This window comes from Streptomyces sp. Q6 (assembly GCF_036967205.1).
Taxonomy (GTDB): domain Bacteria; phylum Actinomycetota; class Actinomycetes; order Streptomycetales; family Streptomycetaceae; genus Streptomyces; species Streptomyces citrinus.
Map to the genome: position 1 here is coordinate 6,367,292 of NZ_CP146022.1, position 23,286 is coordinate 6,390,577.

At 70.0% G+C, this 23,286-nt stretch carries 17 protein-coding genes and 1 pseudogene; 14 read left to right on the forward strand and 4 right to left on the reverse strand.

Annotated features, from left to right (window positions below; translation table 11 throughout):
* Positions 1 to 43: 43 nt before the first annotated feature.
* Entirely contained in the window at positions 44 to 1,267 is a 1,224-nt protein-coding gene (locus V2W30_RS29675; protein ID WP_338701266.1) for a hypothetical protein, read from the reverse strand.
* A 506-nt stretch (positions 1,268 to 1,773) separates the two neighbouring features.
* Between V2W30_RS29675 and V2W30_RS29680 the strand changes: the two genes are divergently transcribed.
* The 5 genes from V2W30_RS29680 (at position 1,774) to V2W30_RS29700 (ending at position 10,431) form a co-directional block, all read left to right on the forward strand.
* Positions 1,774 to 3,216 carry a diaminobutyrate--2-oxoglutarate transaminase family protein gene (locus V2W30_RS29680; protein WP_338701267.1) on the forward strand — a complete coding sequence of 481 codons (1,443 nt, stop codon included), beginning with the start codon at positions 1,774 to 1,776 and terminating at the stop codon, positions 3,214 to 3,216.
* A 208-nt stretch (positions 3,217 to 3,424) separates the two neighbouring features.
* Positions 3,425 to 5,479: an IucA/IucC family protein gene (locus tag V2W30_RS29685; protein WP_338701268.1), complete on the forward strand. Its 2,055-nt coding sequence runs from the start codon at positions 3,425 to 3,427 to the stop codon at positions 5,477 to 5,479.
* A 147-nt stretch (positions 5,480 to 5,626) separates the two neighbouring features.
* A complete protein-coding gene (locus V2W30_RS29690; protein WP_338701269.1) occupies positions 5,627 to 6,415 on the forward strand; it encodes a GNAT family N-acetyltransferase in 789 nt (262 codons plus the stop codon).
* A 58-nt stretch (positions 6,416 to 6,473) separates the two neighbouring features.
* Positions 6,474 to 8,417: an IucA/IucC family siderophore biosynthesis protein gene (locus V2W30_RS29695; RefSeq protein WP_338701270.1), complete on the forward strand. Its 1,944-nt coding sequence runs from the start codon at positions 6,474 to 6,476 to the stop codon at positions 8,415 to 8,417.
* 40 nt (positions 8,418 to 8,457) lie between these two features.
* Complete coding sequence (locus V2W30_RS29700) at positions 8,458 to 10,431, forward strand: ATP-dependent DNA helicase (RefSeq protein WP_338701271.1); 1,974 nt, start codon at positions 8,458 to 8,460, stop codon at positions 10,429 to 10,431.
* Positions 10,432 to 10,512: 81 nt separating this feature from the next.
* Here the strand turns inward: V2W30_RS29700 and lexA are convergent, their stop codons facing one another.
* Complete coding sequence (lexA, locus tag V2W30_RS29705; RefSeq protein ID WP_338701272.1) at positions 10,513 to 11,298, reverse strand: transcriptional repressor LexA; 786 nt, start codon at positions 11,296 to 11,298, stop codon at positions 10,513 to 10,515.
* A 515-nt stretch (positions 11,299 to 11,813) separates the two neighbouring features.
* Here lexA and nrdR point away from each other — a divergent pair.
* The gene (gene nrdR / locus V2W30_RS29710) at positions 11,814 to 12,359 is read left to right on the forward strand and encodes a transcriptional regulator NrdR (RefSeq protein WP_338701274.1); all 546 of its coding nucleotides are present in this window, start codon (positions 11,814 to 11,816) and stop codon (positions 12,357 to 12,359) included.
* A gap of 135 nt (positions 12,360 to 12,494) precedes the next feature.
* A complete protein-coding gene (locus V2W30_RS29715; protein WP_338701276.1) occupies positions 12,495 to 15,389 on the forward strand; it encodes a vitamin B12-dependent ribonucleotide reductase in 2,895 nt (964 codons plus the stop codon).
* A 123-nt stretch (positions 15,390 to 15,512) separates the two neighbouring features.
* Here V2W30_RS29715 and V2W30_RS29720 read toward each other — a convergent pair whose 3' ends face one another.
* Entirely contained in the window at positions 15,513 to 16,049 is a 537-nt protein-coding gene (locus V2W30_RS29720; RefSeq protein ID WP_338701278.1) for a TerD family protein, read from the reverse strand.
* 115 nt (positions 16,050 to 16,164) lie between these two features.
* Between V2W30_RS29720 and V2W30_RS29725 the strand changes: the two genes are divergently transcribed.
* The 4 genes and pseudogenes from V2W30_RS29725 (at position 16,165) to V2W30_RS29740 (ending at position 19,303) form a co-directional block, all read left to right on the forward strand.
* Positions 16,165 to 16,989 carry an arylamine N-acetyltransferase gene (locus V2W30_RS29725; RefSeq protein ID WP_338701281.1) on the forward strand — a complete coding sequence of 275 codons (825 nt, stop codon included), beginning with the start codon at positions 16,165 to 16,167 and terminating at the stop codon, positions 16,987 to 16,989.
* A gap of 34 nt (positions 16,990 to 17,023) precedes the next feature.
* Positions 17,024 to 17,629, forward strand: coding sequence for a YdbC family protein (locus V2W30_RS29730; protein ID WP_338703814.1), 606 nt, complete (start codon positions 17,024 to 17,026; stop codon positions 17,627 to 17,629).
* Positions 17,630 to 17,723: 94 nt separating this feature from the next.
* Positions 17,724 to 18,383, forward strand: a complete 660-nt coding sequence (locus V2W30_RS29735; RefSeq protein ID WP_338701283.1) for a histidine phosphatase family protein — start codon at positions 17,724 to 17,726, stop codon at positions 18,381 to 18,383.
* Positions 18,384 to 18,395: 12 nt separating this feature from the next.
* Positions 18,396 to 19,303 (forward strand): annotated as a pseudogene (locus V2W30_RS29740) (ADP-ribosylglycohydrolase family protein).
* A 112-nt stretch (positions 19,304 to 19,415) separates the two neighbouring features.
* Here V2W30_RS29740 and V2W30_RS29745 read toward each other — a convergent pair.
* Positions 19,416 to 20,972, reverse strand: a complete 1,557-nt coding sequence (locus tag V2W30_RS29745; protein WP_338701285.1) for an MFS transporter — start codon at positions 20,970 to 20,972, stop codon at positions 19,416 to 19,418.
* A gap of 146 nt (positions 20,973 to 21,118) precedes the next feature.
* Here V2W30_RS29745 and V2W30_RS29750 point away from each other — a divergent pair, with 146 nt between their 5' ends.
* The 3 genes from V2W30_RS29750 to V2W30_RS29760 all read left to right on the forward strand — a co-directional run bounded on the left by V2W30_RS29750 (position 21,119) and on the right by V2W30_RS29760 (position 23,206).
* On the forward strand, positions 21,119 to 21,745 hold the full coding sequence (locus V2W30_RS29750; protein WP_338703815.1) for a TetR/AcrR family transcriptional regulator: 627 nt from the start codon (positions 21,119 to 21,121) through the stop codon (positions 21,743 to 21,745).
* A gap of 51 nt (positions 21,746 to 21,796) precedes the next feature.
* A complete protein-coding gene (locus tag V2W30_RS29755; RefSeq protein ID WP_338701287.1) occupies positions 21,797 to 22,498 on the forward strand; it encodes a ribonuclease HII in 702 nt (233 codons plus the stop codon).
* 72 nt (positions 22,499 to 22,570) lie between these two features.
* Entirely contained in the window at positions 22,571 to 23,206 is a 636-nt protein-coding gene (locus V2W30_RS29760) for a hypothetical protein (protein ID WP_338701289.1), read from the forward strand.
* Positions 23,207 to 23,286 lie beyond the last annotated feature (80 nt).

The window sequence follows — 23,286 nt, forward strand, 5'->3', positions numbered from 1 at the left end:
CACTCAGGGGTGACGCGGCCGTGAGGCAGGCGTCACCCGGGCATCACCGGCCGGCGAACTTCTTGCTCACCGAGTCGTAGATCCCCTTGGCCTCCTTGCCGAGCCGCGGCCCGGCGAGCCAGCCCGCCGTCACCGGACCGATCGAGGTGTTCGACACCAGCGCCGGCTTGCCGTCCGAGCCCTGGCCGACCCAGCCGCCACCGGACGAACCGCCGGTCATCGTGCAGCCGATCCGGTACATCGTCGGGTCCGTCTTCGTGAGCGACAGCCGGCCCGGCTTGTCCGCGCACTGGTACAGCTTCTGGCCGTCGTACGGCGGCGCCGCCGGGTAGCCCTTCGCGGTCAGCTGCGCGACCTTCGGCACCGCCGGCGCGTTGAAGTTCACCGGAAGCGCCGAACCGACCGTCTCCTCCAGGGACTTGGCGGTGCTGCCCTTCTCCGGCGTCACGTGGATCACGGCGAAGTCGTACGGAGCGCCCGCGCCGCCGGTCGGACCACCCTGCTCGATCCACTGGTCCGAGGTCTGCGCCCAGTCGCCCCACCAGACACCGTAGGGAGCGACCTCCTCCTTGGGCGCGCCCTGCAACTCCGCCGCGGACTTGCCGCTGTCGTTGTACGACGGCACGAAGGCGATGTTGCGGTACCAGCCGCCCTTCTTGCCCGCGTGCACACAGTGGCCCGCGGTCCAGATCATGTCGGACTTCCCGGGGTTGGCCGGGTCGGCGACCACGGTCGCCGAGCAGACCAGCGAACCCTCGGGCCCGTCGAAGAACAACTTGCCCGCGTACGGGGCGCTGCCGTGGTACGGGCTGGCCGCGGCCGCCGCCTGCACGGGCTTCGGCTCGGGGTCCGTCACCCCCTGGTCGCCGGAGATGTCGCTGTCGTCGACCTCGTTGTCCGGGTTCTTGTCGGCGTCACGCATGCGGTCCGAGTCCCACAGACCGTCGATGATGGGGTTGACGAAGTCCTGCGCCTCACGCAGCCACTTGTCCTTGTCCCAGTTCTTCCACTCGCCGTTCTTCCACTGGTCGAGATCGATCCCGTGATCCTTGAGCTTGTCCTTGAGGTCGTCAGGGATCTGGATCGAGTCGCCGCCCGCGGTCGCGGAAGCGGTCGGCTTGTCGCTCGCGTCGTCCTCGCTCGGACCGCACGCCGTGGCGGTCAGAGCGAGAACCGCGCCGAGCGCAACTGCCGCCGCCACAGGGGACGTTCTGCCGCGCACGCTCCTCGAGCGGCGAGCGGCGAGCAGCGGGCGTATGGGTCGCATGTCGTGAATCCCCCTGGGCTTCGAGATCGTTGCACTGCCGTACGTGTGCGGTGGACGAGCGCCGTGGCCCCTCCCCGGACGGCACCCCACACTATGCCGGTGCCGTCGGGGACGACCGACGGAACCGCAACGGTTCCGTCACGGAGGGATCTTGTGCGGGCCACGGATCGTTACAACCTCTCGTCCCGACGGGCACGGGGGCGGGGACGGCGTCGCACATGAGGTCGCGAACGGTCGCGAACGGCTCGTGAACGACTTCGGTGCGGCTCGCGGACGGCACGTGGCGAAGGTCTCTTCATGAGTCCGCGTTCGACCCGTGTTCCTCCGGCCACATCGTCGTTGGTACGTACGGGGGATCCGCAGTCGGCGTTCAATCCTCGAACCGTCCTGGCATGCCAGGACGGTCCTTCTGGTCTGCGCGCGCCAACTGCCCCCGCCTTGGGATGAGTCGACGAGCCCTGTCGGCCGTATATGCAGCCATATCTGCAGCGGGAGGACCAACAGCCGTGGCCGTGACCGATTCTGCGTCCGTGACGGTGCCCGCCCCGTACGACGGGGAGGCGCGCGAGAGCGTCGCACGCGACAGCGCCGTGCACGAAGGGATCCTGCGCCGCCAGTCCGCTCGGGAGTCGGCGGCGCGCACGTATGCGCGCGCCCTGCCGATCGTGCCCGTGCGTGCCCGCGGACTCACCATCGAGGGCGCCGACGGCCGTCGCTATCTGGACTGCCTCTCCGGTGCGGGCACGCTCGCCCTCGGCCACAACCACCCGGTCGTCCTGGAGGCCATCAGGAAGGTCATCGACTCGGGCGCACCGCTGCACGTCCTCGACCTCGCCACCCCGGTCAAGGACGCCTTCACCACGGAGTTGTTCCGTACGCTGCCGGCCGGTCTCGCCGACCGGGCCCGCGTCCAGTTCTGCGGCCCGGCCGGGACCGACGCCGTCGAGGCCGCGCTGAAACTGGTCCGCACCGCCTCCGGGCGCTCCGGCATCCTCGCCTTCACCGGGGCGTACCACGGCATGACCGCGGGGGCGCTCGAAGCGTCCGGCGGCGCGCAGGACGTGCGGGTCACGCGCCTGCCGTATCCGCAGGACTACCGCTGCCCCTTCGGTATCGGCGGCCCGCGCGGCGCCGAAATCGCCGCGCGCTGGACCCGGTCCCTGCTCGACGACACCAAGTCCGGGGTGCCGCGGCCCGCCGGGATGATCCTGGAACCGGTCCAGGGGGAGGGCGGCGTGATCCCCGCCCCCGACGCCTGGCTGCGCCGGATGCGGTCCCTCACCGAGGACCGGTCGATCCCGCTGATCGCCGACGAGGTGCAGACCGGCGTCGGCCGGACCGGCGCGTTCTGGGCCGTGGAGCACAGCGGTGTCGTCCCCGACGTGATGGTCATGTCCAAGGCGATCGGCGGCAGTCTTCCGCTCGCCGTCATCGTCTACCGCGACGACCTGGACGTCTGGCCGCCGGGCGCGCACGCGGGCACCTTCCGCGGCAACCAACTCGCGATGGCCGCGGGCGCCGCCACACTCTCGTACGTCCGCGAGAACCGGCTCGCCGAGCGCGCCGGTGAACTCGGCACCCGGATGCTCGGCCAACTCCAGCATCTGGCCGAGGATTTCTCCTGCATCGGTGACGTCCGGGGCCGCGGCCTGATGATCGGCGTCGAACTGGTCGACCCGGAGGGCGCCCCCGACACCGGCCCGTCCGGCCTCGCCGACGCCCCACTGCTCGGCGCACCCGCCGCCACACCGCTCCCCGCCGCACCGGACCTCGCCGCGGCCGTCCGCGACGCGTGCCTCGACCGGGGCCTGATCGTCGAGCTCGGAGGTCGCCACTCCAGCGTCGTTCGTCTCCTGCCGCCCCTCACGATCACCGATGAGCAGGCCGCTGCCGTCGTCGACCGGTTCGCGGACGCCCTCGTGGCCGTCGCCCGTGCCCGGCACGCCTGAGCCCGGTCGCACACCCCCGGCGGTAGCAGCAGCGGAACACCGGACCAGCAGCACCACGGCCCACCGCCTCACGGAGCCCACCACCCCACGCAAGGAAGCACTCTTGAACGCCACTCCCGCATCCGACGGCCGTCCCCGTCCCTCTGCCGGCGGCGCCTGCGACACGCAGCCCTCGCGCACTTCGGAACGCGAAACGGTCCCGCGGCAGATGGGCGGCGGCCAAGAGGCCGAGCGTCTGCACCCGCCCACCGCGGACTCCTGGGGACATCCGGACCTCCTGGGGCACCAGGACCTTCTGGACCACCCGGACCCCACCACTGCCGCCCAGAGCGCGGCAGTCGAGAACCTGCTGCGCTGCTGGGTACGTGAGAACGCCATCACCCCTCCTTCTCCCGGCACCCTGCGCGTCCCGCTGCCCGCGAGCGGTACCGCACTCCTCGTCCCCGTCCTCTACTGGTCGCCCACCGGCTGGCACCGTCTGGGCCCGCCCCGGCTGGAGGGCGCCCCGCACAGCGCCCCCTCCGTGGACGCCGTGACCCTCGCGGCCCTGCTGGGCCGCGAATCGGTGCCCGGCGACACGGGCACGGGTCCCGGCCACGGCCGCGACGCCGAGGGCGCGGCGGCGCAGTTCGCCTCCGCCACCGACACCGCCGTCGGCGATGGTGGTGGCGGCGACGGTGGCGGAGACGACGGTGGCGGAGGCGATGGTGGCGACCTGGTGGGCCGGGTCGCCGACTCGGCCCGCCGCACGGCCACGTTCATCGCCGACCGGCGCGAGGAGCCCGCCGACGGCCCCGACCGCTTCCTCGCCGCGGAGCAGTCGCTGATCCTCGGCCATCCCCTGCACCCGACACCGAAGAGCCGCGAGGGACTCTCCGAGGCCGAAGCCCGCCTCTACTCACCCGAACTGCGCGGCTCCTTCCCGCTGCACTGGATGGCCGTGGCCCCCGACGTCCTGGCCCAGGACTCGGCCTGGACCGAGCGAGGCCGCACGGTCTCCGCAGGCCGACTCACCTCCCGGCTGGCCGGCCCCGAGCTCGCGGTGCCCGACGGCTACGCGGCCGCCCTGCCCCTGCACCCCTGGCAGATCCGCGAACTCCAGCACCACCCCGCCACCGCCGCCCTCCTGGACGCCGGACTGCTGCGCGATCTGGGCCCGCACGGCGCCCCCTGGTTCCCCACCTCCTCCGTCCGCACCCTGTACCGCCCCGACGCACCCGCGATGCTGAAGCTCTCCCTCGGCCTGCGGATCACCAACTCCCGTCGCGAGAACCTCCGCAAGGAACTCCACCGCGGCGTCGAGGTCCACCGCCTCCTGCGCAGCGGCCTCTCCGACCAGTGGCGCGCCGCGCACCCGGGGTTCGACATCGTCCGCGACCCGGCCTGGCTGGCCGTCGACGACCTGTCCGGCGAGCCCGTCCCCGGTCTCGACGTGATGATCCGCAACAACCCCTTCCGCCCTGGCGACGACGCCACGTGCATCGCCGGCCTCGTTTCTCCACGCCCCTCCTACGCCCCCAAGGCCCACGAGGACCGGACGGCTCGCGAGGACCGCACGGACCTCACAGACCTCACGGACGTCTCGGACCGCGCGGACATGGCTGGCCGCGAAGACCGGACGGGCGGGGGTGGACCGACCCGCATGACCTCCCGTCTTGCCGACACCGTCACTCGCCTGGCGGCCCGCACCGGACGCCCCCGCTCCGCCGTGAGCGCCGAGTGGTTCCTGCGCTATCTCGAACACGTCGTCCGCCCCGTCCTGTGGCTCGACAGCGAGGCCGGCATCGCGCTGGAAGCCCACCAGCAGAACACCCTCCTCCTCCTCGACGCCGACGGCTGGCCCATCGGCGGCCGCTACCGCGACAACCAGGGTTACTACTTCCGTGAGTCCCGCCGCGCCGAACTCGACCGGCGGCTGCCCGGCATCGGCGCCCACAGCGACACCTTCGTCTCCGACGAGGTCACCGACGAGCGGTTCGCCTACTACCTCGCCATCAACAACGTCCTCGGCCTCATCGGCGCCTTCGGCTCCCAACGTCTCGCCGACGAGCGCCTGTTGCTCGCGGCGTTCCGCCGGTTCCTCGGCGACGCGGCCACCGGACCCGCGCGCCTGCGCAGCCCCCTGCCGAGCCGACTCCTGGACACACCGACGCTGCGCTGCAAGGCGAACCTGCTCACCCGCATTCACGGCCTCGACGAACTCGTCGGCCCCGTCGACACCCAGTCCGTCTACGTCACCATCGCCAACCCCCTCTACGCCTAGCCCCGAGCGCTGCTCCCCGATCCCGCTCGACCCTGCCCCCTCCGCACCCCCGAGAACCCGCGTCCTTTTGCGACCCGCGAACCCGAGGACCCCGCCTCACACCCCCACCTGACCCCCTTCCTGACCCTTCCTGAGAGGAGCGTCGCCGTGCCCCCCATCGATGCGAGCACCGACGCAGGCACCGCACCCGTCGCCGAGCCCCGTACGTCCGCCGCGCGCGCGGAGAACACCGACGGCCAGGACACCCTCGACCTCCGGCTCCCCGACGAACTGCTCGCGCTCATCGCCGAACAGAACGCCACCGGCCCGGGCACCGGGCCCGCCACCACGGGCCGCCCGGACCGCCCCACAGCGCTGACCGAGCACGATCTGCTCGACGACGTGGGGGAGTGGGGCCCCGTCGCCACCCCCTCAGGCGTGTTCCAACTCATCCCGGCCCGCGTCGAACGTGACGTGCCGCTCATCAGCCGGTGGATGAACGACCCGGCGGTGGCCGCCTTCTGGGAACTCGCGGGACCCGACAGCGTGACCGCGGACCACCTGACCCCCCAGCTCGACGGCGACGGGCGCAGCGTCCCCTGTCTCGGCGTCCTCGACGGCACGCCGATGAGCTACTGGGAGATCTACCGCGCCGACCTCGATCCGCTGGCCCGCCACTACCCCGCCCGCCCGCACGACACCGGAATCCACCTCCTCATCGGTGGTGTCGCCAATCGCGGCCGAGGGCTCGGGACCACCCTCCTCAAAGCCGTCGCCGACCACGTGCTCGACCATCGCCCGCAATGCGCGCGCGTCGTGGCAGAACCCGACCTTCGCAACACCCCTTCCGTCTCAGCCTTCCTCAGCGCTGGTTTCCGCCTTTCTGCCGAGGTGGACCTCCCCGACAAACGGGCGGCGCTCATGATGCGTGACCGAGCCCTGCGCGCCGCGCTCTGAGCCGGTCACTCACAGTAACGAAGTTCGACCCGATCCGGTTCCCTCGCGAGGAGTCCCCGTGCCGAATCCGTCCATCGTCCCGAGTTCCGCAGAGCAGCCCGCGCTGTACGACCCGCCCGAGCTCACGCGTGAGAACTGGGACAGGGCGGGTGCGCGGCTGCTGGCCAAACTGATCGGCGAGTTCGCTTACGAGGACCTGTTCCGGCCGGTGCCCGAGGACCCCGCGGCGGCGGCAGGGCCCGGCCACCACCCCCACACCCTGACGATCCCGCCCGGCCCGGACTCCGCCGGCGGCGTGCTCCGCTTCCGCGCCCGCCGGGGGGCGTACGGCAGCTGGCAGGTCGACCCGGCAAGCCTGCGCTGGTCAGCCGCACCGGCCGAGTCCACCACCGACGAGCGGGCCACGAACCAGCCGACCACGAATCAGCAGGCCACGGACGAGCCGACCACCCATGGATCGGCCACCGAGGAACGAGCCACCGACCCACTGGCCTTCCTTCTGGCCGCCAAACACGTCCTCGGCCTGGACGGCACCACCCTCGGCCACCTCATCCGCGAACTCACCGTCACCCTCGCCGCCGACGCCCGCCTCGACCACACCGCTTTGAGCGCCGACGGGCTCGCCGACCTCGGCTACGCGGAACTGGAGGGGCACCAGACCGGTCACCCCTGGATCGTCCTCAACAAGGGCCGCCTCGGCTTCTCCGCCTCCGACACCTCCCGGTGGGCCCCCGAGGCCCGTCGCCACACCAGCCTCCCCTGGATCGCGGTGCACACGGGTCTCGCCACCTACCGGGGCGCGGCCGGCCTGGAATCCGCGGACGGGCTCTACGCGCGGGAACTCGACGGGCCCGTCCGGCAGCTGTTCGCGGACACGCTCCGTGCTCGCGGCCTGGACCCGGCCGCGTACCTCTACCTTCCCGTGCACCCCTGGCAGTGGGACGACGTCGTGCTGCAACTGTTCGCACCCTCCGTCGCCACGAACGCGATCGTCCCGCTCCCCACCGACGGCGACCTGCGCCTGCCCCAGCAGTCGATCCGTACGTTCCTGAACACCACCCGCCCGGAGCGGCACACGGTGAAACTGCCGCTGTCGGTCCTCAACACCCTTGTCTGGCGCGGACTCCCCACCGAGCGCACTCTCGCGGCTCCCGCGGTCACCACATGGATGCACGGACTGCGGGACGCCGACGCCTTCTTGCGGGACGAATGCGGTGTCATCCTGCTGGGCGAAGTCGCCTCCGTGACGGTGAAGCACCCGCTCTACGACGGCCTCGACGAAGTGCCGTACCAGTACAAGGAGCTGCTCGGCGCGATCTGGCGCGAGCCCGTCGCGCGGCACCTCGCACCCGGGGAGCGCGCCCGCACCCTCGCCTCCTTGTTGCACACCGACCCTGAAGGACGCGCGTTCACCGCGGAGCTCGTCGTCCGCTCGGGCCTCGACCCGAAGACCTGGCTGCGCCGCCTCTTCGCCGCACTGCTGCCGCCCCTGCTGCGCTTCCTCTACCGCTACGGCACCGTGTTCTCCCCCCACGGCGAGAACGCCATCGTGGTCTTCGACGACCAGGACGTACCCGTACGCCTCGCGGTCAAGGACTTCGTGGACGACGTCAACATCAGCGCCGAGCCGCTCCCCGAACACGACTCCATGCCCCAGGACGTACGGAACGTCCTCCTCACGGAGCGCCCGTCCTTCCTCACCCAGTTCATCCACTCCGGGCTCTTCGTCGGCGTCTTCCGCTATCTGGCGCCCCTGTACGAGGCTCAACTCGGCGTCCCCGAGGAAGAGTTCTGGACGCTGCTGCGCGCCGAGATCCTGCGCCACCACGCCCGCTTCCCCGAGCTGAAGGACCGCTACGAGATGTTCGACCTGCTCACCCCGCGCATCGAGCGGCTCTGCCTCAACCGCAACCGGCTGCACCTCGACGGTTACCGCGACCGCTCCCACCGCCCGCACGCCGCGGTGGAGGGCACCGTCGCCAACCCCCTGCACCAGCCTTGATCGCGGGAATGTCAGTGGTGCCGTTTAGGGTGGTCGACCTATGACGAAGCCCTCACTCCCCGATCTCCTGCACGCCGCCGTCACCTCGGTCGGCGGCACGGAGCGCCCTGGCCAGGTGACCATGGCCGAGACCGTCGCCGAGGCGATCGACGGCGGTTCCCATCTGCTGGTCCAGGCGGGCACCGGCACCGGAAAGTCCCTGGGCTACCTGGTGCCGGCCCTCGCGCACGGGGAGCGTGTCGTGGTCGCGACGGCGACGCTGGCGCTACAGCGCCAGCTCGTCGAGCGGGACCTGCCGCGCACCGTCGAGGCGCTCCACCCGCTGCTGCGCCGCCGCCCCAGCTTCGCCATGCTCAAGGGCCGGTCGAACTACCTGTGCCTGCACCGCCTCCACGAAGGCGTGCCGCAGGAGGAGGAAGAGGGCCTCTTCGACCAGTTCGAGGCGGCCGCGCCGACGAGCAAGCTCGGCCAGGACCTGCTGCGCATGCGGGACTGGGCGGACGAGACCGAGACAGGCGACCGGGACGACCTCACCCCCGGTGTCTCGGACCGCGCCTGGGCCCAGGTGTCGGTGTCCTCACGGGAGTGCCTCGGCGCGTCCAAGTGCGCGTACGGCCAGGAGTGCTTCGCGGAGATGTCCCGCGAGCGCGCCAAGCTCTCCGACGTCATCGTGACCAACCACGCGCTCCTCGCGATCGACGCCATCGAGGGCGCCCCGGTCCTGCCGCAGCACGAGGTCCTGATCGTGGACGAGGCCCACGAGCTGGTCTCACGAGTCACTGGCGTGGCGACCGGCGAGCTGACCCCGGGCCAGGTCAACCGCGCGGTCCGCCGCGCCGCGAAGCTCGTGAACGAGAAGGCCGCGGACCAGCTCCAGACCGCCGCCGAGGGCTTCGAGCGGCTCATGGAGCTGGCCCTGCCCGGCCGCCTCGAAGAGATCCCCGAAGACCTCGGCTACGCGCTGATGGCGCTGCGCGACGCCTCCCGCACGGTGATCACGGCCCTCGGCTCCACGCGCGACAAGTCCGTCCAGGACGAGGACGCCGTCCGCAAGCAGGCCCTCGCCTCCGTGGAGACGATCCACGACGTCTCCGAGCGGATCACGAACGGATCGGAGTGGGACGTCGTCTGGTACGAGCGCCACGACCGCTTCGGCGCTTCCCTCCGCGTCGCCCCCATGTCCGTGTCGGGGCTGCTGAGAGAGAAGCTCTTCTCCGACCGTTCCGTGGTCCTGACCTCGGCGACCCTCAAGCTCGGCGGCGACTTCAACGGCGTGGGCGCGTCCCTGGGTCTCGCCCCCGAGGGCACGACAGGGGACGACCTCCCGGTGTGGAAGGGTGTCGACGTCGGCTCGCCGTTCGACTATCCGAAGCAGGGCATCCTGTACGTCGCCAAGCACCTGGCCCGCCCCGCGCGCGAGGGCACCCGCAGCGACATGACGGACGAACTGGCCGAGCTGATGCAGGCCGCCGGCGGCCGGACGCTGGGCCTGTTCTCCTCCATGCGCGCCGCGCAGGCCGCGGCGGAGGAGCTGCGCACCAGGCTCCCCGAGTTCCCGATCCTGCTCCAGGGCGAGGACACCCTCGGCGAGCTGATCAAGAACTTCGCGGCCGACCCGAAGACCTGTCTGTTCGGCACGCTCTCACTGTGGCAGGGCGTGGATGTCCCCGGACCCAGCTGCCAGCTGGTGGTCATGGACAAGATCCCGTTCCCGCGCCCCGACGACCCACTGATGAGCGCCCGCCAGAAGGCGGTCGAGGACGCGGGGGGCAACGGCTTCATGGCGGTGGCGGCGACGCATTCCGCGCTCCTGATGGCACAGGGCGCGGGCCGCCTCGTACGGGCGACGGGGGACCGCGGCGTCGTCGCGGTGCTCGACCCCCGCCTGGCCACGGCCCGCTACGGAAGCTATCTGCGGGCTTCGATGCCGGACTTCTGGTACACGACGGACCGCAATCAGGTACGCCGCTCGCTCTCGGCGATCGACGCGGTGGCGAAGGCCGACGGCACGTAGTCCCGTACCGGGGCCCCTCGCGGACAGCGCTGGGCCCCGGAACCGGCGCAGTTGGTCCCGGGGCCCGGTCAGGGAGGTGCGTCAGACGCGCCGCAGTACGGCAACCACCTTGCCCAGGATGGTCGCCTCGTCACCAGGAATCGGCTGGTACGCGGAGTTGTGCGGCAGCAGCCACACATGGCCGTCCTCACGCTTGAAGCGCTTCACGGTGGCCTCGCCGTCCAGCATGGCGGCCACGATGTCACCGTTCTCGGCGACCGGCTGACGGCGGACCGTGACCCAGTCACCGTCGCAGATCGCGGCCTCGATCATGGAGTCGCCGACGACCTTCAGGACGAACAGCTCACCGTCACCGACCAGCTGCCGGGGGAGCGGGAAGACATCCTCGACCGACTCCTCGGCGAGGATCGGCCCACCGGCGGCGATCCGGCCGACCAGCGGCACGTACGAGGCCGCCGGCTTGCCCGCGGTGTCCGTGGGCTGCGCGCTGGGCTGGTCCGAGCCCCGGACCTCGTACGCGCGAGGACGGTGCGGGTCCCTGCGCAGGAAGCCCTTGCGCTCGAGAGCCATCAGCTGGTGGGCGACCGACGACGTGCTGGACAGGCCGACCGCCTGACCGATCTCCCGCATCGACGGCGGGTAGCCCCGACGCTGCACCGAGTCGCGGATGACCTCGATCACCCGACGCTGCCGGTCGGTGAGGCCCGAGCTGTCCGCGCGGATCCCTGGGGGTCGGCCGGGCAATGAGCGCCCGGGCTTGGGACCCTCCTGGCTCATGGATGCGTCATTCATGGCATGCACCGGCTCGAGTCGGCCCTGGGAGTGGCCCTGGGCAGTGATGGTGGCGCTGTCTGCGGTCGTGGTCACGTCGGTCGGCCCCTCTCGAGAATGTCTCCCTAGCTAGCCAACGGTAGTTCCTTTCGAAAGGTTGCGCCAAACACACGTTCGAGTGAAAAATCGCAGATTACTTGTTGTGATCATGCGCCTAGGTGTATGGCTGCCAACCGGCCGGACGGGCAATTCGGTTCAATCCGGTACGCTTCTCCGCCGGGGCCGAGGCCCGCTCCGTGGGCTCCCTCAGTCTGCCATCCGTCGCCTCGTGGACGAGGCACCACCCCCGATTCCCGTGCGTCGCACCGGTGAGGCCTGTGGCCTGTGGGGCTGGGGCGGCGTTCCGCGCGAACTCCCGGGCCGCGACACGCTCTAGGGCCGAAAAAGCAGCCGAACCCCAGATGTAGTGGTTGGATTGCATCAGCAGCCCAGAAGTTGTGGTCCCCGGTCCTTCAGGCCCGTGGTCATCGCCTATGCTTGGGGCTGTCGCGAGGGGCATGACCAGCCTCTCGTGGCTATCGAGTCGTGCCGTGAAGGAGGGTTGGGAGTTCATGCACTGCCCCTTCTGCAGGCATCCCGACAGCCGTGTCGTCGACAGCCGCACCACCGACGACGGCACGTCGATCCGCCGTCGCCGTCAGTGCCCGGACTGCTCCCGTCGTTTCACGACGGTGGAGACGTGCTCACTGATGGTGGTCAAGCGGAGCGGGGTGACCGAGCCCTTCAGCCGCACCAAGGTCATCAACGGCGTACGCAAGGCATGTCAGGGGCGGCCGGTCACCGAGGACGCCCTCGCCCAGCTCGGCCAGCGGGTCGAGGAGGCGGTGCGCGCCACCGGAAGCGCCGAACTGACCACCCATGACGTGGGTCTGGCCATACTCGGCCCACTTCAGGAGCTGGACCTCGTGGCCTACCTGCGATTCGCGTCCGTCTATCGGGCGTTCGACTCGCTGGACGACTTCGAGTCGGCGATCGCGGAACTGAGGGAACACACGCGCGGCGCTCAGGCGGCCGACGCGGGCGGAGAACGCGTAGAGAGCGACTGCGGGCCCGGAGGGACGGTCGAAGTCCCGGTGCCCGCCCACGCTGCCGACTGACCGGCCGAGGCCGGGCGGCGGCGACCACAGACCTGTTGCGGACGGCGAGAGCGGCGTCCGCGACACAAGACACACACCGTGCACGGGAAGATCCGGGCACTTTTGGGCGTTTTAGCCCGGTATATGGGAGGCGGCATGACAGAGACGGCGAGCGGCCCGGCACGAGGTTCCCGTACGAAGGGTTCCAAGGCCACCAAGGGTCTGCGTATCGAGCGCATCCACACCACCCCCGGCGTGCACCCGTACGACGAGGTGGAATGGGCGCATCGCGACGTCGTCATGACCAATTGGCGCGACGGCTCGGTCAACTTCGAGCAGCGTGGCGTCGAGTTCCCCGACTTCTGGTCGGTGAACGCGGTCAACATCGTCACCAGCAAGTACTTCCGCGGTGCTGTCGGCACGCCGCAGCGTGAGGTGAGCCTCAAGCAGCTCATCGACCGCATCGTGAAGACGTATCGGAAGGCAGGCGAGGACTACAAGTACTTCGCTTCGCCCGCCGACGCCGAGATCTTCGAGCACGAGCTGGCGTATGCCCTCCTGCACCAGATCTTCAGCTTCAACTCGCCGGTGTGGTTCAACGTCGGTACGCCGCAGCCGCAGCAGGTCTCCGCCTGCTTCATCCTTGCCGTCGACGACTCCATGGAGTCGATCCTCGACTGGTACAAGGAAGAGGGCATGATCTTCAAGGGCGGCTCCGGCGCCGGCCTGAACCTCTCCCGCATCCGCTCCTCCAAGGAACTGCTGTCCTCGGGCGGCAACGCCTCGGGTCCGGTCTCCTTCATGCGCGGTGCCGACGCCTCCGCAGGAACGATCAAGTCGGGTGGCGCCACGCGCCGCGCGGCCAAGATGGTCATCCTCGACGTCGACCACCCCGACATCGAGGACTTCATCGAGACCAAGGTGAAGGAAGAGGAGAAGATCCGCGCCCTGCGCGACGCGGGCTTCGACATGGACCTGGGCGGCGACGACATCACGTCCGTCCAGTACCAGAACGCCAACAACTCGGTCCGCGTGAACGACACGTTCATGAAGGCGGTCGAGGAGGGCGGCAAGTTCGGTCTCACCTCCCGTATGACGGGCGAGGTCATCGAGGAGGTCGACGCCAAGTCGCTCTTCCGCAAGATGGCCGAGGCCGCCTGGGCCTGTGCCGACCCCGGCATCCAGTACGACGACACCATCAACCACTGGCACACGTGCCCGGAGTCCGGCCGGATCAACGGCTCGAACCCGTGCAGCGAGTACATGCACCTGGACAACACGTCCTGCAACCTCGCCTCGCTGAACCTGATGAAGTTCCTCAAGGACGACGGCCTGGGCAACCAGTCCTTCGACGTCGAGCGCTTCTCGCAGGTCGTCGAGCTGGTCATCACCGCGATGGACATCTCGATCTGCTTCGCCGACTTCCCGACCGAGAAGATCGGCGAGAACACCCGCGCCTACCGTCAGCTCGGCATCGGCTACGCGAACCTGGGCGCCCTGCTCATGGCGACCGGCCACGCCTACGACTCGGACGGCGGCCGCGCCCTCGCCGGCGCCATCACGTCGCTGATGACGGGTACGTCCTACAAGCGCTCCGCCGAGCTGGCGTCGGTCGTCGGCCCGTACGACGGCTACGCCAAGAACGCCACCCCGCACCAGCGCGTCATGAAGCAGCACGCCGACGCCAACTCCGTGGCCGTTCGCGTGGACGACCTGGACACCCCGATCTGGGCCGCCGCCACGGAGGCCTGGCAGGACGTCGTCCGCCTCGGCGAGAAGAACGGTTTCCGTAACGCCCAGGCGTCGGTCATCGCCCCGACCGGCACCATCGGTCTCGCGATGTCCTGCGACACCACCGGCCTCGAGCCCGACCTCGCCCTGGTCAAGTTCAAGAAGCTGGTCGGCGGCGGCTCGATGCAGATCGTCAACGGCACGGTCCCGCAGGCCCTGCGCCGCCTGGGCTACCAGGAGGAGCAGATCGAGGCGATCGTCGCCCACATCGCCGACCACGGCAATGTGATCGACGCCCCGGGCCTCAAGACCGAGCACTACGAGGTCTTCGACTGCGCCATGGGCGAGCGCTCCATCTCCGCGATGGGCCACGTCCGCATGATGGCGGCCATCCAGCCGTGGATCTCGGGCGCCCTCTCCAAGACGGTCAACCTGCCGGAGACGGCGACCGTCGAGGACGTCGAAGAGGTCTACTTCGAGGCGTGGAAGATGGGCGTCAAGGCGCTCGCGATCTACCGCGACAACTGCAAGGTCGGCCAGCCCCTCTCCGCCAAGACCAAGGAGAAGGAGAAGACCGAGGTCACCGAGAAGGCCGAGGCCGAGATCCGCAAGGCGGTCGAGAAGGTCGTCGAGTACCGCCCGGTCCGCAAGCGCCTCCCCAAGGGCCGTCCCGGCATCACCACCTCCTTCACGGTGGGCGGCGCCGAGGGGTACATGACCGCCAACTCCTACCCGGACGACGGTCTCGGTGAGGTCTTCCTGAAGATGTCCAAGCAGGGCTCCACCCTCGCGGGCATGATGGACGCCTTCTCCATCGCGGTCTCCGTGGGTCTGCAGTACGGCGTGCCGCTCGAGACGTACGTCTCGAAGTTCACGAACATGCGCTTCGAGCCGGCCGGCATGACGGACGACCCGGACGTGCGGATGGCGCAGTCGATCGTCGACTACATCTTCCGTCGCCTGGCGCTCGACTTCCTGCCGTTCGAGACGCGTTCCGCGCTCGGCATCCACTCCGCCGAGGAGCGTCAGCGTCACCTGGAGACGGGCTCCTACGAGCCCGCCGACGACGAGGTCGACGTCGAGGGCCTGGCCCAGTCGGCGCCGCTCGCCCAGGAGCTGAAGGCCGTCGAGACGCCGAAGGCCGAGTCCGCCGCCGTGGTGCCCGCCCCGAAGCAGGCCCACACCAGCGCCGAGCTCGTCGAGATGCAGCTGGGCATCCAGGCCGACGCCCCGCTCTGCTTCTCCTGCGGTACGAAGATGCAGCGCGCCGGCTCCTGCTACATCTGCGAGGGCTGCGGCTCGACCAGCGGTTGCAGCTGATCACCGAGCGTTGATCTGATCGCTTGAGCCGAGGGCGGCGGGACCATCACGGTCCCGCCGCCCTTCGGTGTTCGTACGCGCGCCTGCGCCACCACGTTCGCTCGGGCGTCGCTCTGGCGTTCGCTACAAGGAGCCCATCGCGGCGGCGAACGTGGCGAGGTCGCCGTCGAAGCCCCGTATGACTTCGCGGAACGACCACTCGCCGTCGGCGTCGCGGGTGAACTCGCCGATGGTGGTGGCCGAGTGGCCGGCCACGGCCGAGAGGTCGTGCTGCGACAGGTCGGTGTGGCCCTCGCGTATCCGCACGGCGGTGTTCGCGACGTTCCAGAACGTCTTCGTGCTGCCGGACTCGTCCTCGTTCTGCTGGATGGCCACGCCCACGACCACGCGCGCGTACCGCGCCGCGAGCCGGTCGAGCTCGATCGTCATGACCTCGTCGAAGCCGAAGCCCTGCCCGGTCCTGCTGTCCCGGTTCAGCGTGATCGTCCCGTCGGGGGAGCGGCTGTCGAAGTGGACGAGGTAGTCGGGTCTGCCGTGCGGATCGTCGCTCGTATAGGTCGCGGCGACGAGGTCCAGGTCGTCGGGGGGTGAGCCTATCGGGCTCGGATCCCACTTCAGCCCGACCTCGACCTTGTCGATCCCCTTGCGAAGGCTGCTCACCGAACTCCCCCTTCTCGGTGCTCCGTTGACTCCTGGTGTCACGTGCTACGGACACGCTACGTCGTCGCACTGACATCGGTGTGCCACGGGCCACGGAGCGAGGGATCATGGGGGAATGACCTGGAGCGGGGAAGAAGTGGATGTCGACGCCTACGTGGCGAGAACCGGTGTCAAGGGGGACCTGAAGCCCGATGCGGAGACGCTGCACGCGCTGCACCGCGCTCATGTGGCGGCGATTCCGTTCGAGAACCTGGAGATGATGCTCGGCAGGCCGGTCCCGCTCGAACTGTCCGCGGTGCAGGACAAGTTGGTGCGCCGCCGCCGCGGCGGCTACTGCTACGAGCACAACCTGCTGTTCGCGGCCCTCCTGGAGCGCATCGGCTTCTCCGTCAGGGGACTTGGCGCCCGCGTCCGTCTGGGCTCCTCTTCTTTGCGCCCTGTGACCCACATGCTGACCCGGGTCTCGACGGGCGAGGGCGAGGAGTGGCTGTGCGATGTCGGCTTCGGTGCCGCGGGACTGAGGGAGCCGATCCCGCTCCAGGACGGCGCCCAAGTGCGCCAAGGCGTATGGGAGTTCGGGCTGGCCCGGGAGGGCGACGACCTGTGGGTGCTGCGCAATCTGCGGCCCGACGGCTGGCGTGACCTCTACGCCTTCACTCTGGAGGAGCGCCATCCTGTCGACTATGTAGTGCTGAATCACTACACCTCCACGCATACAAGGTCGACGTTCATCCGGCGCCCTGTGGTGCAGTACGCCGCCAAGGAGGCGCGGCGCATGCTCACCGGGCGGGATCTGGTCATCGAGTCGGCGGACGGGGAGAGGTCCGAACGAGCCGTTCAGGCAGGCGAGTTGAAGGCCGTACTCGACCGTGAGTTCGGGATCGAGCTGAGCGACGACGAACTCGGCGAGCTGGAGCGCGTGCACTACGCCGGAGAGTGACCCCATGTCACGCACCGCGCCGTACGATGGCGCGGTGCTGGTCAAGTGGATTCGCTGCACTGTGGTGGACCGTCGGGGGTTCGAGCGGGGACAGCGGAAATGGGCGGGGCTCCTTGGAGAGCCGGGGTTCCGGGGGCAGGGCGGGGGCTGGAGCAGGAAGCGTCCTGATGTGGCGCATGTCTTCGCCTTCTGGGAGAGCCGTGCCTTCTACGACTCCTTCATGGCGCGCTCCCACGACCGGCTCGCGGCGTCGCAGTCGGGGACGTACAAAGACATCCAGGTGAAGCTGTTCGACCACCTCTTCGATGTGAAGACCGGCTTCGAGCCGATCTTCACGGACGCGGACGTCGTACGGGTCGCGCACTGCAAGGTGAACGCCGAGCGGGCCGAGCACTTCACCTTGATGCAGCAGAAGGTCTGGAATCCGGCGATGGCCGGCTCGCCCGGCATGATCCGCGGCCTCTTCGGTGAGGCTCCGGGCGACGAGTTCCTGGTCCTGTCGATGTGGAGATCGGCGGCCGAGCACGGCAAGTACCAGGTCGACCGGGTGGAGCGGCTGCTGCTGCGGGCCCAGACGGACGACGACGTGGCCGCCATCGCCGGCGACATCGTGCAGATGGAGCCGACCTGGACGGTGTAGGCGTTCACACGGCACGCGCGCGTGCCGTGTGAAGATACGCCGGATGGGGCCGTACGAGTGCTCGAAATCGGCCGAACCGATCTAGGGTCTGTGCATGGCACGACCGCGGCGCATCGTTCTGGTCCGGCACGGGGAGTCCGAAGGCAATGCCGACGACACCGTGTACGAGCGCGAGCCCGACCATGCTCTGGCGCTCACCGAGAAGGGCTGGCGGCAGGCCGAGGAGACCGGCAAGGGGCTGCGGGAGCTGTTCGGCCGTGAGCGGGTGAGCGTCTACGTCTCGCCCTACCGCCGCACCCATGAGACGTTCCGCGCCTTCCGGCTCGACCCCGACCTCGTACGGGTGCGGGAAGAGCCGCGGCTGCGGGAGCAGGACTGGGGAAACTGGCAGGACCGCGACGACGTTCGGCTCCAGAAGGCGTACCGGGACGCGTACGGGCACTTCTTCTACCGCTTCGCTCAGGGCGAGTCGGGAGCCGACGTGTACGACCGGGTGGGGGCGTTCCTGGAGAGCCTGTACCGCAGTTTCGAGGACCCGGACCATCCGCCGAACGTCCTGCTCGTCACCCACGGCCTGACCATGCGGCTCTTCTGCATGCGCTGGTTCCACTGGACCGTCGCGGATTTCGAGTCGCTCTCGAACCCGGGGAACGCGGAGACACGCACGCTCGTTCTCGGGGAGAACGGAAAGTACGTGATGGACAGGCAATTCGACCGCTGGTGCGAACCGGAATCGTACGGAGTCACCGGATAGGGTGGCAGAGCGATGACCGTTGATTCCTCTCCCGACAGGCGACTGGACCGCGCCCTGTCCAGCCTGCGCGGGCTCTGCGTGGGCGATGCGCTGGGCTCACAGTTCTTCGTTCCGGCGAACTATCCGCTGCTCAAGCGTCGTGCCCTGCCGGACGGCGTCTGGGAGTGGACCGACGACACCGAGATGGCCTGCTCCGTGGTGGCCGTGCTGGCCGCGCACGACCGCATCGACCAGGACGACCTCGCCTGCTCGTTCGCCGAGCACCATGACTTCGACCGGGGCTACGGCCCCGCCGTGAACCGGCTGCTGCGGCAGATCCGGGAGGGCGGCGACTGGCGCGCGCTGGCGTCCGCGCTGTTCAAGGGACAGGGGTCGTGGGGCAACGGCGCGGCGATGCGGATCGCGCCGCTGGGTGCCTACTACGCCGACGACCCCGAGCAGGCCACCCATCAGGCCGAGATCTCGGCGTATCCGACGCATCAGCACCGTGAGGCCGTGGTCGGGGCGATGGCCGTGGCCGCCGCCGCGGCGCTCGTCGCCTCACCGTCCGGCCCGCCGAACCCGGGGACCTGCTGGACGGCGTGATCGCTCTCGTGCCGCGCAGCGCGGTGGGCGCGGGGCTGCGCCGGGCCAAGGACATGCTCGACTACGGCGACCCGGCCACCGTGGCCGCGGTCCTCGGCTGCGGCAGGCGCACGACCGCGCACGACACCGTGCCGTTCGCTCTGTGGTCGGCGGCGCGCGGGCTCGGGGACTTCGAGCGGGCCTTCTGGAGCACCGCGCAGGTGGGCGGCGACATGGACACGACCTGCGCGATCGTGGGCGGCGTCGTCGCGGCCGAGAAGATCGGGGCGCCCCCGGCCGAGTGGCTGGAGCGTACGGAGCCGCTCGCGGAGTGGCTACCGGCCGCGTCGGTCTGACCACCCCGCGCGGCTTTCGCGCCCGTAGGGGGTGAGAGGCGGCGCGAACGCCGGGTCGGCCCGTCCGTCGGGGCAACCCGGCATCCACGTCGTCCGCGCCCTGAGCGGGGCCTCAGCCTCCGGCAGGCCCGACCGCGGTGGCCGTGCCGGCGAGTGCCTCCAGATCGCTCTTGCGGACCTTGATCACCAGACCTGCGACGATCAACGCGAGCACCGCCATGGCCGCCGCCGGTATGAAGGCCGTCGAGATGCCATGGGCCAGTACCTCATTCGCCCACGGAGCGGGCAGCTCGTGGGTCTTGGCGAACGCGGCCTTCTGTTCCGGCGAGGCGTTCGCCATGAAGTCGGCCGCCTGGCTCCTGCCTTCGTCGCGGCTCGCCGTGCCGAAGACCGTGGTCAGGATGGACAGGCCGAGCGAGCCGCCGACCTGCTGTGTCGTGTTGAGCAGGCCCGACGCGGCGCCTGCCTCGTGCGGCGCGACGCCGGAGACCGCGGTGACGGTCACCGTCACGAAGTTCAGCCCCATGCCGAAGCCGAAGATCAGCATCGGGCCGAGCACCCCTCCGACGTACGAGCTGTCGGGGCTGATGAACGTCTGCCACGCCAGGCCGATCACCACCAGCGCCGAACCGCCCGCCATGAACGGCTTCGGTCCGAGCACCGGCAGGAACCGCTGGGACAGGCCCGCGCCGATCGCGATCGCGGCGGTCACCGGAAGGAAGGCGAGACCGGCCTTGATCGGCGTGTAGTCCAGCACGTTCTGCACGAACAGCACGATGAAGAAGAACATGCCGAACATGGCCGCGGCGAGGGCCAGCATGATCACGTACGTGCCCGAACGGTTGCGGTCGGCGAACATGCGCAGCGGAGTGATCGGATCCTTGGCCCGGCTCTCGATCGCCACGAACGCGAGCAACAGGACGACGGCCGCCCCGAAGGACCCCAGCGTCAGACTGTCCCGCCAGCCCGCTTCGGAGGCGCGGATGAAGCCGTACACGAGCGCTGCCATGCCGAGCGTCGAGGTGAGCGCGCCGGATATGTCGAAGCTGCCGGGATGCCGCTCCGACTCGCTGATGTAGCGCGGTGTGACCACGGCGATCAGGATGCCGATGGGTACGTTCACGAACAGCACCCAGCGCCAGTCGAGCCACTCCGTGAGCATGCCGCCCGCGAGGAGCCCGACGGCGCCGCCGCCGGCGGAGACCGCCGCGAAGACCCCGAACGCCCTGTTCCGCTCGGGCCCCTCGGGGAACGTGGTGGTGATGAGGGCCAGTGAGGTGGGTGACGCGATGGCGCCGCCCACGCCCTGAAGTGCTCGTGCGGCCAGCAACTGCCAGGGTTCCTGGGCGAGTCCGCCCAGGAGGGAGGCGAGCGTGAAGAGCAGGATGCCGGTGATGAAGACCCGGCGACGGCCGAGGATGTCACCCGCGCGGCCGCCCAGGAGCAGCAGGCCGCCGAAGGTGAGCGTGTAGGCGCTGACGACCCACGTGAGGTCGGTGGTGGAGAATTTGAGGGCGTCCTGAATGTGCGGGAGCGCGATGTTCACAATCGTCGCGTCGAGGACCACCATGAGCTGACAGGCGGCGATGACGGTGAGTGCGATGCCGGGATGCCCCTCCCGGCGGGCTGTCCCTGGCTTCTGATCTTGCGTTAACTGAGAGGTTGTCACTATGGATCCCCCACAAGAGCGTTAGTGAACGATCGCGTTCACTGTCGCGTTCAACGGTAGTGACTCCCCTTCAGTGAACGCAACCGTTCACTGAACTTGCTGCCGTGTGTTCGGACCGCTCTCGGACTGTCAACGGAGAGATGACGATGGTTACTTCGCGCTGGACGGCCGCTCCCGCCCAGTCGGCCGCTTCCTTGCGTAGGCGTGGTCCCGTGCTGGAACGGGCCATCCTGGAAGCGGCGTTGGATCAGCTCAGTACGGTCGGCTGGAACGGGCTGACCATGGAAGGCGTCGCCGCGGGCGCGCAGACCGGCAAGGCCGCCGTGTACCGGCGCTGGCCCTCCAAGGAAGACCTCGTCGTGGACGCCCTGCGGGCCGGACTGCCGACGCTCGACGCGGTGCCGGATCTGGGCAGCCTGCGCGAGGACCTCCTGGAGCTGTGCAAGCAGGCGAGGGCGGCCATGTACTCGCGGCCCGGCTTCGCGCTGCGCTCGGTGGTTCACGAGTGCGACACCTTCACCGCGGAGCGCTTCCACAGCGTGATCTTCGACGGAGTCATCGAGCCGAGCGTGCGGTTGATCAAGGAAGTCGTACGTCGCGGAATCGAGCGCGGAGACGTGCGCGCCGACGCGTCGGACTCCTACGTGTGCGACGTCATTCCGGCGATGATGATGTACCGCTCCAAGGTGTGCGGAAGTGAATGGGAAGAGGCCGATCTGGTGGAGCTGATCGACCGCGTGATGGTCCCCCTGCTCAGGTCGCACACGGATTGAGGGCGGCCGGGTGTCGCGAGGGGTGCATGGCGGCGTACGCTGTCTGCCGCCATGCCGTACGAAGCACCCACCCACGCCGTCGAGCGCTCACTGCGCGCCACCACCGGGGCCAAGATCGTCGCCGGTGTCGATGAGGTCGGCCGCGGTGCCTGGGCCGGCCCGGTCACCGTCTGCGCCGCCGTCACCGGGCTGCGCCGCCCGCCGGAGGGGCTGACCGACTCCAAGCTGATCAGCCCCAAGCGCCGCGAGGAACTGGCCGGCCTGCTGGAGGGCTGGGTCACCGCGCACGCCCTGGGGCACGCCTCGCACGAGGAGATCGACGACCTGGGCATGACGGCGGCCCTCCGCCTCGCCGCCGTACGCGCCCTCGAAGCCCTGCCCGTGCGACCGGACGCGGTCATCCTCGATGGGAAGCACGACTATCTCGGCGACCCCTGGCAGGTCCGGACGGTGATCAAGGGGGACCGTTCCTGCATCGCCGTCGCCGCCGCGTCGGTGATCGCCAAGGTCCGCCGCGACAAAATGATGGCCGAACTGGGCATCGACCATGCAGACTTCGGGTTTGCGGCCAACGCCGGATACCCGTCGCCGGTGCATCGCGCCGCGCTGGAGGAGCGGGGGCCCACCCCGTACCACCGACTTTCGTGGGCGTATCTTGATGCGCTGCCCCAGTGGCGGCACCTCAAGAAGGCCCGCAGCTGGGCGGACGTCAGCGTTCCGCAGATCGAGGGCCAGCTCGGCTTCGACTTCTGACCGCTGCGCCCGCACTGATGTGCCCCCCCCCCGCTGGCGCAATCCGCACCCGCGTTTGATAGATATCACCTCATGCCTCTCATTCCCGAGGAGCCTCAGATTCACGAGAGCGCCCAGGGTCCCCGCGCCACGCCGGCCAGCAGCCGCACCGCGCCGACCCCTCGTCCCGTACCCGGCCCGCGTCCCGCGGCGCCGCCGCGACCCGGCCGCCCGGGTCCCGTAAGGCCCACGCCTCCCGCGCAGCGCACGCCGCGCGAGTCGGCCGGTGCCCCCAAGCCGGGGTCGAACGCCCCGGCCACGCCTTCGACTTCGGACTCCCAGCCGCAGATCCAGCTCATCCCGGCCTCGGTCGAGGGCGCGCTGGACGCCGCGGAGGAAGCCGTCGACCTGCTGCTCGACACGGGCCGCGCGCCCGGCGAGGTGCTGGTGGTCACCACGGGTGACGCGCACCCGTGGGCCACGCACGAGCTGTCGTTCGGTGCGGAGTCCTACTGGGCGCAGCACGACGCAGGGGACGACGTCTTCTACGCCGATGCCTCCGCCCTCAGCCGTGCCACCGCGCGGCCGGTGGTCGTCGTCGCCATGAACGGCGGCGCCGACGAGACGGCTGTGACGGCGCTGCCGCTCGCCCTCGGCAGGGCCGGTGCGCTGCTGATCGTGTGCGGCGACCCGCAGCGCATCAACGCGCTGCTGGGCGCAGGGGTCTGACGCACGGCTTGCCGGCTGCCCGCACCGCTCGGCGGTGTCAGGGGAGCCCGGCAGGCCGTCGCGCGATCACGGTCCGGCAG

Excerpts from the sequence above, each read along its gene's own strand:
- V2W30_RS29700 (WP_338701271.1), top strand. The coding sequence starts at position 8,458 with ATGACGAAGCCCTCACTCCCCGATCTCCTGCACGCCGCCGTCACCTCG.
- V2W30_RS29760 (WP_338701289.1), top strand. The coding sequence starts at position 22,571 with ATGCCTCTCATTCCCGAGGAGCCTCAGATTCACGAGAGCGCCCAGGGT.
- V2W30_RS29725 (WP_338701281.1), top strand. The coding sequence starts at position 16,165 with ATGACCTGGAGCGGGGAAGAAGTGGATGTCGACGCCTACGTGGCGAGA.
- V2W30_RS29750 (WP_338703815.1), top strand. The coding sequence starts at position 21,119 with ATGGTTACTTCGCGCTGGACGGCCGCTCCCGCCCAGTCGGCCGCTTCC.
- nrdR (WP_338701274.1), top strand. The coding sequence starts at position 11,814 with ATGCACTGCCCCTTCTGCAGGCATCCCGACAGCCGTGTCGTCGACAGC.
- V2W30_RS29685 (WP_338701268.1), top strand. The coding sequence starts at position 3,425 with ATGGGCGGCGGCCAAGAGGCCGAGCGTCTGCACCCGCCCACCGCGGAC.
- V2W30_RS29755 (WP_338701287.1), top strand. The coding sequence starts at position 21,797 with ATGCCGTACGAAGCACCCACCCACGCCGTCGAGCGCTCACTGCGCGCC.
- V2W30_RS29735 (WP_338701283.1), top strand. The coding sequence starts at position 17,724 with ATGGCACGACCGCGGCGCATCGTTCTGGTCCGGCACGGGGAGTCCGAA.
- V2W30_RS29675 (WP_338701266.1), bottom strand. The coding sequence starts at position 1,267 with ATGCGACCCATACGCCCGCTGCTCGCCGCTCGCCGCTCGAGGAGCGTG.
- V2W30_RS29715 (WP_338701276.1), top strand. The coding sequence starts at position 12,495 with ATGACAGAGACGGCGAGCGGCCCGGCACGAGGTTCCCGTACGAAGGGT.